This window comes from Sphingomonas adhaesiva (genome assembly GCF_036946305.1).
In the GTDB taxonomy this organism is placed as follows: Bacteria; Pseudomonadota; Alphaproteobacteria; order Sphingomonadales; family Sphingomonadaceae; genus Sphingomonas; species Sphingomonas adhaesiva_B.
In genome coordinates, this window is record NZ_JAQIJJ010000002.1 from 64,166 (window position 1) to 76,340 (window position 12,175).

Genomic DNA, 12,175 nt, shown 5'->3' on the forward strand with positions numbered 1-12,175 from the left:
CCCGGGTCAAGCCCGGGGTGACGAAGCCTTCTTCTCCGCACGGAAGCGATGGAGCAGCGGCTCGGTATAGCCGCTCGGCTGCGCCTCGCCCTCGAACACCAGCGCGCGCGCCGCCTGGAACGCCAGGCTGTCCGCCTCGCGTCCCGCCATCGGTTCGTACAGCGCGTCGCCCGCGTTCTGCGCATCCACCTTCGCCGCCATCCGCGTCAGCGCCGCATCCGCCTCCTCGCGCGTGGCGACGCCGTGCCGCAACCAGTTCGCCATATGCTGGCTGGAGATGCGCAGCGTCGCGCGATCCTCCATCAGCCCGACGTCGTGGATATCGGGCACCTTGGAACAGCCCACCCCCTGATCGACCCAGCGCACGACATAGCCCAGGATGCCCTGCGCATTGTTGTCCAGTTCCTCGCGCACCTCGTCCGCCTGCCAGTTGCGCCCGATCGCGACCGGCACGTCGAGCAGCGCGTCCAGCCCCGTCACGCCTTCCTCACGCCGCGCGTCCTGTCGCGCGAAGACATCGACCTCGTGATAATGCGTCGCGTGCAGCGTCGCCGCGGTCGGCGACGGCACCCAGGCGGTATTGGCACCGGTCATCGGATGCGCGCTTTTCTGCTCCAGCATGTCGGCCATGCGATCGGGCGCGGCCCACATGCCCTTGCCGATCTGCGCCTTGCCCGACAGGCCGCAGGCGAGCCCGATCTGAACGTTGCGATCCTCATACGCCTTGATCCACTGGGCGTTCTTCATCTCGCCCTTGCGGATCATCGGCCCGGCGCGCATCGACGTGTGCATCTCGTCCCCGGTGCGATCCAGGAAACCGGTGTTGATGAAGACGATACGGTCCTTCACCGCATGGATGCATGCCGCCAGATTGGCCGAGGTGCGCCGTTCCTCGTCCATCACGCCGACCTTGATCGTGTGCCGCGCGAGGCCCAGCAGGTCCTCGACCGCGTCAAACAGGCGGTCGGTGAAGGCGACCTCCTCCGGCCCGTGCATCTTGGGCTTGACGATATAGATCGAGCCGGTGCGGCTGTTGCGCCCCTGATCGTGCATCGCGATCAGGCTGGTGACGATCGCGTCGAGGATGCCCTCCGGCGCCTCGCCGCCGTCCGCCAGCCGCACCGCGGGCGTGGTCATGAGGTGGCCGACGTTGCGCACGAACATCAGGCTGCGCCCCGGCAGCGTGAAGGCGGTGCCGTCGGGCGCGACATAGTCGCGGTCGGGGTTCAGCCGCCGCGTCATCGGCTGCCCGTTCTTCTCGAACGTCTCGGCCAGATCGCCCTGCATCAGTCCCAGCCAATTGGCATAGGCCGCCACCTTGTCCGCCGCATCGACCGCCGCGACCGAATCCTCCAGGTCCGCGATCGTCGTCAGCGCCGATTCGAGCACCACGTCCGCCAGTCCGGCGGGATCGTCGCGCCCGATCGGATGCGCCCGGTCGATCACCAGCTCGATATGCAGGCCATGATGGCGCAGCAGCAGGTTGTCGCCCGCGCGCCCGACCAATTGCGAGGGGTCCGCCAGCACCGGCGCACCGCCGTGCCAGTCGGCCCAGCTCCCTTCCGCCAGCGGCACGCTGCGGTCGAGGAACGCCTTGGCCCAGGCGATCACCTGCGCGCCGCGGGTCGCGTCATAGCCCTTTCCGGCCGGCGCGCCCGGCAACGCGTCGGTGCCGTACAGCGCATCGTACAGGCTGCCCCAGCGCGCATTGGCGGCATTGAGCAGGAAGCGGGCGTTGAGGATCGGCACCACCAGCTGCGGCCCGGCCGAGGTCGCGATCTCCGCATCGACGTTGGTCGATCCGATCGCGAACGGTGCCGGCTCCGCGACCAGATAGCCGATGTCGCGCAGGAACGCCTGATAGTCAGCCTGGTCGATCGGTTGCCCGCTCCGGTCGTCGTGCCACATGTCGATCTTGGCCTGCAACGCGTCGCGCACCGCCAGCAGTCGCGCATTCTCCGGCGCGAAGGTGGCGAAGATGCCGGCCACGCCGCGCCAGAAGGCATCGGCGTCGATCCCCGTCCCCGGCAGCGCGCGCGCTTCCACGAACGCCGCCAGCTGCGCCGCCACCTGTAGCCCCGCGCGATCCTCGTACCGTTCCGCCACATCCGTCTCCTGTCCGTTGCGCCTATCCTAGACGCCCCGCCACCACTTCGGTAGCGGCCGGGATCGCCAAACACCTTTTCCCGTGAGGAACGAATGGACCCGGATTATGCGCTATTCGCGAGCATCGTGGAGGCCGGCAGCCTGAGCGCAGCGGCGCGCGCGCTCGCCATCTCGCCGGCGATGGTGTCGAAGCGGCTGGCGCGGCTGGAAGCGCGGCTGGGCGTGCGGCTGGTTCACCGCACCACACGCCGGCTGTCGCTGACACCAGCGGGCGAGGCGTTCCATGCCGACCTGACCGTCATCCTCCAGTCGCTGCGCGAGGCGGAGCATCGCGTGATGGGCACCAGCGCGCATCCCGCCGGGCGGCTGCGCGTGTCGGCGCCGACCTCGTTCGGGCGGCTCCACGTCACGCCGCATCTCCACGCCTTCCTGGCGGCGCACCCTCGCGTCGCGGCCGAACTGGACCTGACCGACGCCTATGTCGACCTGATCGCGCAGCGCATCGATGTCGCGATCCGCATCGCCGCCGATGTGCCCACCAGCCTCGCCGCGCACCGGCTGGGGCGCAACCGCCGCGTGCTGTGCGCGGCGCCGGCCTATCTGGCGCGGCACGACATGCCCGTCACGCCGGGCGCGCTGTCGACCCACCGCCTGCTCGCGGCGGAGGGGCAATGGCCGTGGCGCCTCGTCGGCCCCGCCGGGCGTCGCCGCGCGGTCGACGGGGTCAGCCATGTCCGCACCCACTCCAGCGAGGTGGTGCGCGAACTCGCGCTGACCGGCGTCGGCATCGCGCTGCGCTCGCTATGGGACGTCGGCGACGCGCTGGCGGCGGGGGCGCTGGTGCGCGTGCTGCCGGAATGGGAGGGGCCGGACGACCTCGCGATCTGGGCGGTCCATCCGCGTGCCGCCGCAGTGCCGCCCGCGGTGACGGCGTTCGTGGCGTTCCTGAAGGACACGATCGATCCGGAGCGATGGGAATGACAATGGACCGTCACCCCGGGCTTGACCGGGGTCCCGCTTCTTCTGCCACATCGGGAAGAAAGCGGGACCCCGGATCAAGTCCGGGGTGACGCACACCGATGATAGTATCGATTGACACCATCCCCGCGCCGCGTCACATTGGTTTCATCCGTTACCATATTCGACGAAGGCGCGCATCATGGACCATATGGACGTCAACCCGATGGGCCTCGACGGGTTCGAATTCTGCGAGTTCACCTCGCCCGACCCCGATCGCATGGCCGCGCAGCTGGAGCAGTTCGGCTTCGTCGCCGCGTCGCGCCATCCGACGCGCGACGTGGTCCGCTACAAGCAGGGGCGGATCAACCTGCTGCTGAACCGTATGGAGCAGGGGCAGGCAGCCGCGTTCCGCGCCGCGCACGGCCCGTCCGCCAGCGGCATGGCGTTCCGCGTGCAGGACGCACGCGCCGCCTATGACGCCGCGCTCGCCCGCGGCGCCAAGCCCGCCGACGCGTCGCAGAGCGCGCTGGGCGAGGGCGCCTATGTCCTCCAGGGTATCGGCGGCTCGCTCCTCTATCTGGTCGACCGCCACGGCGCGGCAGGCACGATCTACGACGATTGGGAACAGGTACCCGGCGCGGCAGAGGCCGAAGCGGAGAACAATGTCGGTCTCGACCTGCTCGACCACCTCACCCATAACGTCAACCGCGGCCAGATGCGGGTGTGGGCCGAATTCTACGGCCAGATCTTCGGCTTCGAGGAGCAGAAGTATTTCGACATCAAGGGCAAGGCGACCGGTCTGTTCAGCCAGGCGATGATCGCCCCCGACCGCGCGATCCGCATCCCGCTCAACGAAAGCCAGGACGACAAGAGCCAGATCGAGGAATTCATCCGCGAATATAATGGCGAGGGGATCCAGCACCTCGCGCTGACCACCGACAATATCTACGAAACGGTCGAGAAACTCCGCGCGCGTGGCGTGAAGCTTCAGGACACGATCGAGACCTATTACGAACTGGTCGACAAGCGCGTCCCCGGCCATGGCGAGGATCTGGCGCGGCTGAAGAAGAACCGTATCCTGATCGACGGCGACGTCGGCGAGGAGGGCATCCTGCTCCAGATCTTCACCGAGAACATGTTCGGTCCGATCTTCTTCGAGATCATCCAGCGCAAGGGCAACGAGGGGTTCGGCAACGGGAATTTCCAAGCCTTGTATGAAAGCATCGAGCTGGACCAGATCCGGCGCGGCGTCATCACGGTCGACGCCTAGCGTCGACCGGATGCGCGCACGAAGGTGCGCGGCCGCGCCCGGCCGGCACGGCCAAGCCGGCCCATCGGGCACGGCTTTGCCGGGTCCGACGGGCCGGCGGTTGGGGGAGCGAAACGGAAGCCCATTAAGGTCCGTCACCCCGGACCTGATCCGGGGTCCCGCTTCTTCTTCAACCGTCGCAAAGAAGCGGGACCCCGGCTCAAGGCCGGGGTGACGGCAGGACAGCCCCTCCCGCCTCCGCGGGGATGACGTAAGCAGGCGAACGAAGGCAGGAGAGGACGAAGATGACCTACCACCCCCGGCTTCGCCAACCACGTCGCGACCGAGGCTGTGCGCGGCGCCCTCCCGATCGGCCGCAACTCGCCGCAGCGCACTCCCTTCGGCCTCTATGCCGAGCAGCTCTCCGGCACCGCCTTCACCGCGCCGCGCAGCGAGAACCGCCGCAGCTGGCTCTACCGCCTGCGTCCCACCGCGCAGCACCCGCCGTTCACCCGCTACGAGGGCGCCCCGCACCTCAAATCCGCGCCGTTCGACGACGTGCCGCCCAGCCCCAACCGGCTACGCTGGGACCCGCTGCCGCTCCCCGCCACCCCCACCGACTGGCTCGACGGCCTCGTCAGCTACGGCGGCACCGGCAGCGTGGCGGAGCAGAGCGGCGTCGGCATCCACCTCTACGCCGCCACCGCCGACATGGAGCGCACCTTCTTCTCCGCCGATGGCGAGTTGCTGATCGTGCCCCAACAGGGCCGGCTCGCGATCGATACCGAGCTGGGGCGCATCGACGTGGCCCCGCTCCAGATCGCGCTGATCCCGCGCGGCGTCCGCTTCCGCATCCGACTGCCCGATGGCGCGGCGCGCGGCTATGTCTGCGAGAATTACGGCGCGCTGTTCCGCCTCCCCGATCTCGGCCCGATCGGTGCCAACGGCCTCGCCAACGCGCGTGATTTCGAGACGCCGGCGGCGTGGTTCGAGGACGTGGATGCCCCGTTCGAGGTCGTCCAGAAGTTCCAGGGCACGCTCTGGACCACCACGCTCGACCATTCGCCGTTCGACGTGGTCGCGTGGCACGGCAATCTCGCGCCGTATCGCTACGACCTCACCCGCTTCAACACGATCAACACGGTCAGCTTCGACCATCCCGACCCGTCGATCTTCACCGTGCTGACCGCGCCCAGCGACACGCCGGGCACTGCCAATTGCGACTTCGTGATCTTCCCGCCGCGCTGGATGGTCGCGGAGGACACGTTCCGCCCGCCATGGTTCCACCGCAACGTCATGAGCGAGTTCATGGGCCTCATCACCGGGGCCTATGATGCGAAGGAAGGCGGCGGGTTCGCGCCAGGCGGCGCCAGCCTGCACAACCAGATGAACGGCCACGGCCCCGATCAGGCGACGCACCAGAAAGCCACCACCGCCGACCTCACGCCGGTGAAGATCGCCGACACCATGGCCTTCATGTTCGAGACGCGCCACGTCGTCCGCCCCACGCGCTGGGCGATGGAGACGCCGACGATGCAGCTGGATTACGACGACGTCTGGACGGGCTTCGCGAAGGCGCAACTGCCGTGATCCTCCACGGCTATTGGCGGTCGAGCGCCGCCTATCGCGTCCGCATCGCGCTGGCGCTGAAGGGCGTCGCCTACGATCAGGTGCCGCACGACCTGCGTCGCGGCGAGCAGCGCGACCTCGGCACGCTCAACCCGCAACCGCTGGTGCCCGCGCTCGATACCGGGGACGGCGTACTGACGCAGAGCCCCGCGATCCTCGAATGGATCGAGGAGACATGGCCGGCGCCACCACTCCTCCCCGGCGCGCGCAAGGACCGCGCGATCGTGCGCGCGATGGCGGCGATCGTCGCGTGCGACATCCATCCGATCAACAATCTGCGCGTCCTCAACGCGCTGCGCGGCGACCTGTCCGCGAATGAGGCGACGGTGCAGCGCTGGATCGCGCGCTGGATCGCGGACGGTTTCGCCGCGCTGGAGGTGCTGATCGCGCGCCACGGTGCGGGCTTTGCGTTCGGCGACACGCCGACGCTGGCGGACTGCCATCTGGTGCCGCAGGTCTATGGCGCGGAGCGGTTCGCGGTCGACCTGTCCCCTTATCCCGCGCTGATGGCGGCGGCGGAACGCGCGCGCGCGCTCGCCGCCTTCGCCGCCGCGCATCCGGCGGTGCAGCCGGATGCCGACGCGGCATGACGGATCGCGCATGACCGACACCGAACGCCTCACCACCACCCCCGCCGGCGTCACGCTCGGCCCGCTCGACCTCATCCCCGACAACAATGCGCGCGGCTTCGTCCTCCAGATGCGCGCCGGCCGTTTCCACGGCTTCGTCGTCCGGCGCGGCGACAGCGTCTTCGGCTATGTCGACCGCTGCCCGCACATGGGACTGCCGCTGGCGCAGACGCTCGACGATTATCTCGCCCCCGACGGGTCGGTGATCGCGTGCAGCTGGCATGCGGCGCTGTTCCGCGTCGAGGACGGGGCGTGCGTCGGCGGCCCCTGCGCAGGGCAGCGGTTGACGCCATGGCCGGTGACGGTGGTCGACGGGATGGTGACCACGGGCGTATAGCGCCGCGCATGGATCTCCTCGCCCAGTTGCGCGGCATCGTCGGGCGCCGCCATGTCCTGACCGGGGCCGCCCGTACTCGCCGCTTCGCCACCGGCTATCGCCATGGCGCGGGCGAGGTGCTGGCGGTGGTGCGCCCGGGCACGCTGGTGGAGCAATGGCGCGCGCTTGCCGCCTGCGTCGCTGCCGATGTCATCGTCATCGCGCAGGCCGCCAACACCGGGCTGACCGGCGGCTCCACCCCCTACGGCGCCTACGACCGCCCGGTCGTGCTGATGAACCTGACGCGGATCACCGGCATCCATGTGATCGACGGCGGGCGGCAGGTCGTGTGCCTGCCCGGCGCGACGCTCGACCGGCTGGAGCGCGTGCTGGCGCCGCTGGGACGCGAGCCGCATTCGGTGATCGGCTCGTCGTGCATCGGCGCGTCGGTGATCGGCGGCGTGTGCAACAATTCGGGCGGCGCGCTGGTGCGTCGCGGTCCCGCCTATACCGAACTGGCGCTCTATGCCCGCGTGGATGAGGACGGGCGGCTCACGCTGGTCAACCATCTCGGCATCCCGCTCGGCGACGAAGCGGAGGCCATGCTGGGGCGCGTCGAACGCGGCGACCTGCCCGCGACCCCCAGCGACGCGCGCGCATCGGACGACCGTTACGCCGCGCACGTCCGCGCCACCGATGCGGATACGCCCGCGCGCTTCAATGCCGATCCGTCGCGGCTGTTCGAGGCGTCGGGCAGCGCGGGCAAGGTAATGCTGTTCGCGGTTCGGCTCGACACCTTCCCGCGCGATGGCGAGACCGCGACCTTCTACATCGGCACCGACGATCCGGCGCGCCTCACCGCGCTGCGCCGCGCGATGCTCGCCCCCGACCTGCCGCTGCCGATCTCGGGCGAGTACGTCCACCGCACCGCGTTCGACGTGGCCGATGTCTATGGCAAGGACACGTTCCTCGCGATCCGGCGCCTCGGCACCGCGCGCCTGCCGGCATTGTTCGCGCTGCGCGGCTGGTTCGATCGCGTCACGCGCCGCCCGCACCTCGGCGACCGCCTGCTCCAGCGCGTGTCGCAGCATCTGCCCGACCACCTGCCGCCGCGGATGCGCGACTATCGCGACCGTTTCGCGCACCACCTGGTCCTCAAGGTCGCCGATGCCGGCATCGCCCCGACCCGCAACTGGCTCGCCACCCACATGCCCGACGCGCATTTCGAATGTACCGCGGACGAGGCGCAGGCGGCGTTCCTCCACCGTTTCGCGGTCGCCGGTGCCGCCGTCCGCTATCGTGCGGTCCATGGCGGCGAGGTGGTCGCGCTCGACTTCGCGCTACGCCGCAACGACGACGACTGGACGCGCGACCGGACCGGCGGCGCCGCGCCCGCGATCGAACACGCCTTGTTCTACGGTCACTTCTTCTGCCACGTCTTCCATCACGATTATATCGTGCGCGCCGATGCCGACGTCGCCGCGGTCGAACACGCGATCCACGCCGCGCTCGACGCATGCGGTGCGGAATATCCCGCCGAGCACAATGTCGGCCACCTCTATGCCGCCAAGCCCGCGCTCGCCGCGCATTACCGCACGCTCGATCCCTGCAACGCCTTCAACCCCGGCATCGGCCACACGTCGCGCACGAAAGGCTGGCGCTGACCTGTCGTCATCGCACCGGATACCCACTCCAGCGCTTGATCGTGCGGATCGCGAAATAGGTCCGCATCGCCGCCACCTCGGGCAGTTGCGACAGGCAATTGCGGTGGATGTCGTCGAAATGCCTGAGGTCGCGCGCCGCGATCCGCAGCACATAGTCCGCGTGCCCCGCCATCAGGTCGCACTCCAGGATCTCGTCGTAGCGCATCACCGCGGCCTCGAACCGCTCCAGCACGTCGCGGTTCTGGCTGGTCAGCGAAATCTCGACCAGCGCTTGCAGGTCCAGCCCGATCCGCACCGGATCGAGCCGCGCATGATAGCCCTCGATCACGCCCGCCGCCTCCAGCGCCTTGATCCGTCGCTGGCAGCTCGACGGCGACAGCCCGGCATCCGCCGCCAGCTCCGCGATCGAGCGGCTGGAGTCGTGTTGCAGCAGCGCAAGCAGCGCGGCATCCGCGCGGTCGAACGAAATTCCCATGACGGCGCAGAATAGCGGGAGGATCACCCACCACAAGCCAATGATGCCGTCACTTTGCGCACTTTCGTCACGCCGCTACGGCTATACCACCGCCGACCACATGAGCAGGGACATCGGCATGATCGTAGGCACGGTACGCGAGATCAAGACGCACGAATATCGCGTCGGCCTGACGCCGGAGAGCGCGCGCGAACTGGTGGCGCACGGGCATGAGGTGCTGGTCGAGAGCGGCGCGGGTGTCGGCATCGGCTCCAGCGATCAGGATTATGCCGCCGCCGGGGCGAAGCTGCTGCCGACGGCGAAGGCGGTGTTCGACGCCGCCGAGATGATCGTCAAGGTGAAGGAGCCGCAGCCGGTCGAGCGCGCGATGCTGCACCCCGGGCAGATCCTGTTCACCTACCTCCACCTCGCCCCGGATCCAGAGCAGGCGAAGGACCTGATCGCCTCGGGCGCGACCTGCATCGCCTATGAGACGGTCACCGACCGCACCGGCGCGCTGCCGCTGCTGAAGCCGATGAGCCAGGTCGCGGGCCGCATGTCGATCCAGGCCGGCGCGACCGCGCTGGAGAAGGCGAACGGCGGGCGCGGCGTGTTGCTGGGCGGCGTGCCCGGCGTGCGTCCGGGCAAGGTTGCGATCCTGGGCGGCGGCGTCGTCGGCTTCAACGCGGCGCAGATGGCCGCGGGCCTCAGTGCCGACGTCACCATCCTGGACCGCAGTCCAGAAGTGCTGGAACGCCTCGCGATGCATTTCGAGGCGCGCGCCAAGACGCGCTTCGCCAATGCCGCCAACGTCGCGGAATGCGTCGCGGAGGCCGACCTCGTGATCGGCGCGGTGCTGGTCGCGGGCGCCGCCGCGCCGAAGCTGGTGTCGGCGGCGATGCTCAAGACGATGCAGCGCGGCGCGGTGCTGGTCGACGTCGCGATCGACCAGGGCGGCTGTTTCGAGACGAGCCGTCCCACGACGCATGCGGAGCCGACCTATATCGTCGACGACGTGGTCCATTATTGCGTCGCCAACATGCCGGGCGCGGTCGCGCGCACCAGCACCTATGCGCTCAACAACGTGACGCTGCCGCACGCGCTGCGCATCGCCGACCTCGGCTGGAAGGACGCGCTGCGCCGCGATCCGCACCTCGCCGCCGGGCTGAACGTGTGGGATGGCAAGATCACCTATCCCGCGGTCGCCGAGGAACTGGCGCTGCCCAGCGCCACGCTGGAGACCGCGCTGGCGTGAGTATTCCGCGCTCCTGCGAACGCAGGAGCCCAGGGTTCCACGCGCAACAGGTGCTGCTCTGCGTGACCCTGGGTTCCGGCGTTCGCCGGAACACGGCATCCTCCGACAACTTGCCCAAACCGCCCCGCCCGCATAGTCAGTCGCGATGACCGACACGCTCACCGCCCCCATCGACACCACCGGCGCCGCGCGCCTCGCCCGCCGCATGGAGCGCGGCGCGCGCTTCCTGGGTGCGGAGGTCGCGATCATGGCCGGCGCCATGTCCTGGGTGTCGGAGCGCCATCTGGTGGCCGCCATGTCCAACGCCGGCGGGTTCGGCGTGATCGCGTGCGGCGCGATGACCCCCGACCTGCTCGACAGGGAAATCGCCGCGACCAAGGCGCTCACCGCGCGCCCGTTCGGCGTCAACCTCATCACCATGCATCCTCAGCTCGACGAGCTGATCGCGGTCTGCGCGCGCCATCGGGTCGGCCATGTCGTGCTGGCGGGCGGGCTGCCGCCGAAGGGATCGCTGGAGGCGATCAAGGCCGGCGGCGCCAAGGTCATCTGCTTCGCCCCCACGCTGGCGCTGGCGAAGAAGCTGATCCGCTCCGGCGTCGATGCGCTGGTGATCGAGGGAATGGAGGCCGGCGGGCATATCGGCCCCGTCTCCACCAGCGTGCTGGCGCAGGAGATGCTGCCCGAGATCGCGGAGGCCGTCCCCGTCTTCGTCGCCGGCGGGATCGGCCGCGGCGAGGCGATCGCGGGCTATCTCGACATGGGCGCGGCGGGCGTCCAGCTCGGCACGCGCTTCGTCTGCGCGACCGAGTCGATCGCGCACGCCAAATTCAAGAAGGCGTTCATCCGCGCCAGCGCGCGCGACGCGGTCGCCAGCGTCCAGATCGACCCGCGCCTGCCCGTGATCCCGGTGCGCGCGCTGAAGAACGCCGGCGGCGAATTGTTCACCGCCAAGCAGCGCGAGGTCGCGCAATCGCTCGACGAGGGCAATGTGGCGATGGCCGAGGCGCAGTTGCAGATCGAACATTACTGGGCCGGCGCGCTGCGCCGCGCGGTGATCGACGGCGATGTCGAGCATGGCAGCGTCATGGCAGGCCAGTCGGTCGGCATGGTGACGAAGGAGGAACCGATCGCCGACATCATCGCCACGCTGATGGCGGAGGCGGCGCAGGCGCTGGACAAAAGGGCGAAATAAATAGCCCCTCCCCTGAAGGGGAGGGGCTTTTCAGGTCGCTACAACACCCACCGCCACACCCCCGCGGCCCATCCCGCCAGCGGCCAATGCGCCCAGGTCGCCACCAGCCAGACCACCAATCCCCCACCCAGCGCATGGCCGCCCAGCCCGCGCACCCGCAACCCGCGCGCGAACGGCACGAAGCTGGTCCGCCGCTCCCATTCCGGCCAGAAATCCGGTTGCAGCCGCGCCTTCTTGCGATCCTGCGCCCACGCCCCCACCAGCGCCAGCACGATGATCGCGCCCGCCAGCACCACGTTCGACGGATCGGGATAGACCAGGATGTGCGCCACGCCCCATAGCGCGAATCCCCACATCATCGGATGCCGCGTGATCGCGAACACGCCACGCGGCTCCGGCACCGGCCTCGCGCGCCCGGTGGGATCGGGCAGTGCGGGGTTCCTCACCAGCGATCCCATGAACAGCACGCTCGCCACCAGCATCACGACGGTCGCGACCACCCACAGCCCGTCGCCGACCGGCCATAGCGGCACGCCGGCGGGCGCGGCGCGATAGGCGAACGCCAGCCACGCCAGCGTCACCGCCGCGACGAGCGAGTACACGCCCAGGAAGCCGCCCTCGCCCACGCGCGCCACCAATGGCGCGCGCAAGGGATGCGACAGGAGGAAGTGCGTCCCCACGAACGCGATGGCGGCCAGCGTCACTTCCTCCATGTCGTCAC

The 12,175-nt window shown here is 69.5% G+C and carries 10 protein-coding genes and 1 pseudogene; 8 read left to right on the forward strand and 3 right to left on the reverse strand.

Annotated features, from left to right (window positions below; genetic code table 11):
- Positions 1 to 6: 6 nt before the first annotated feature.
- Complete coding sequence (locus PGN14_RS00445; RefSeq protein WP_335297437.1) at positions 7 to 2,106, reverse strand: malate synthase G; 2,100 nt, start codon at positions 2,104 to 2,106, stop codon at positions 7 to 9.
- Between the two features lie 93 nt (positions 2,107 to 2,199).
- Here PGN14_RS00445 and PGN14_RS00450 point away from each other — a divergent pair, with 93 nt between their 5' ends.
- The 6 genes and pseudogenes from PGN14_RS00450 (at position 2,200) to dld (ending at position 8,553) form a co-directional block, all read left to right on the forward strand.
- Entirely contained in the window at positions 2,200 to 3,087 is an 888-nt protein-coding gene (locus PGN14_RS00450) for a LysR family transcriptional regulator (protein WP_335297438.1), read from the forward strand.
- A gap of 178 nt (positions 3,088 to 3,265) precedes the next feature.
- Complete coding sequence (gene hppD / locus PGN14_RS00455; RefSeq protein ID WP_335297439.1) at positions 3,266 to 4,336, forward strand: 4-hydroxyphenylpyruvate dioxygenase; 1,071 nt, start codon at positions 3,266 to 3,268, stop codon at positions 4,334 to 4,336.
- Positions 4,337 to 4,636: 300 nt separating this feature from the next.
- Positions 4,637 to 5,905 (forward strand): annotated as a pseudogene (hmgA, locus tag PGN14_RS00460) (homogentisate 1,2-dioxygenase); the annotation flags it as partial.
- Positions 5,902 to 6,534, forward strand: coding sequence for a maleylacetoacetate isomerase (maiA, locus tag PGN14_RS00465; protein WP_335297440.1), 633 nt, complete (start codon positions 5,902 to 5,904; stop codon positions 6,532 to 6,534). The pseudogene hmgA and the gene maiA, both read left to right, overlap by 4 nt.
- 10 nt (positions 6,535 to 6,544) lie before the next feature.
- Complete coding sequence (locus tag PGN14_RS00470) at positions 6,545 to 6,910, forward strand: Rieske (2Fe-2S) protein (protein ID WP_335297441.1); 366 nt, start codon at positions 6,545 to 6,547, stop codon at positions 6,908 to 6,910.
- Positions 6,911 to 6,918: 8 nt separating this feature from the next.
- Complete coding sequence (dld, locus tag PGN14_RS00475) at positions 6,919 to 8,553, forward strand: D-lactate dehydrogenase (RefSeq protein WP_335297442.1); 1,635 nt, start codon at positions 6,919 to 6,921, stop codon at positions 8,551 to 8,553.
- A gap of 7 nt (positions 8,554 to 8,560) precedes the next feature.
- On the opposite strand, the gene PGN14_RS00480 is transcribed toward dld, so the two are convergent.
- Positions 8,561 to 9,028 carry an Lrp/AsnC family transcriptional regulator gene (locus tag PGN14_RS00480; RefSeq protein ID WP_335297443.1) on the reverse strand — a complete coding sequence of 156 codons (468 nt, stop codon included), beginning with the start codon at positions 9,026 to 9,028 and terminating at the stop codon, positions 8,561 to 8,563.
- Between the two features lie 118 nt (positions 9,029 to 9,146).
- On the opposite strand from PGN14_RS00480, the gene ald reads away from it, so the two are divergent.
- Positions 9,147 to 10,262, forward strand: coding sequence for an alanine dehydrogenase (ald, locus tag PGN14_RS00485; RefSeq protein WP_335298010.1), 1,116 nt, complete (start codon positions 9,147 to 9,149; stop codon positions 10,260 to 10,262).
- 205 nt (positions 10,263 to 10,467) lie between these two features.
- Positions 10,468 to 11,454, forward strand: a complete 987-nt coding sequence (locus PGN14_RS00490; protein WP_335298011.1) for an NAD(P)H-dependent flavin oxidoreductase — start codon at positions 10,468 to 10,470, stop codon at positions 11,452 to 11,454.
- Positions 11,455 to 11,492: 38 nt separating this feature from the next.
- On the opposite strand, the gene PGN14_RS00495 is transcribed toward PGN14_RS00490, so the two are convergent.
- The gene (locus PGN14_RS00495; RefSeq protein ID WP_335297445.1) at positions 11,493 to 12,167 is read right to left on the reverse strand and encodes an NnrU family protein; all 675 of its coding nucleotides are present in this window, start codon (positions 12,165 to 12,167) and stop codon (positions 11,493 to 11,495) included.
- Positions 12,168 to 12,175: the final 8 nt, after the last annotated feature.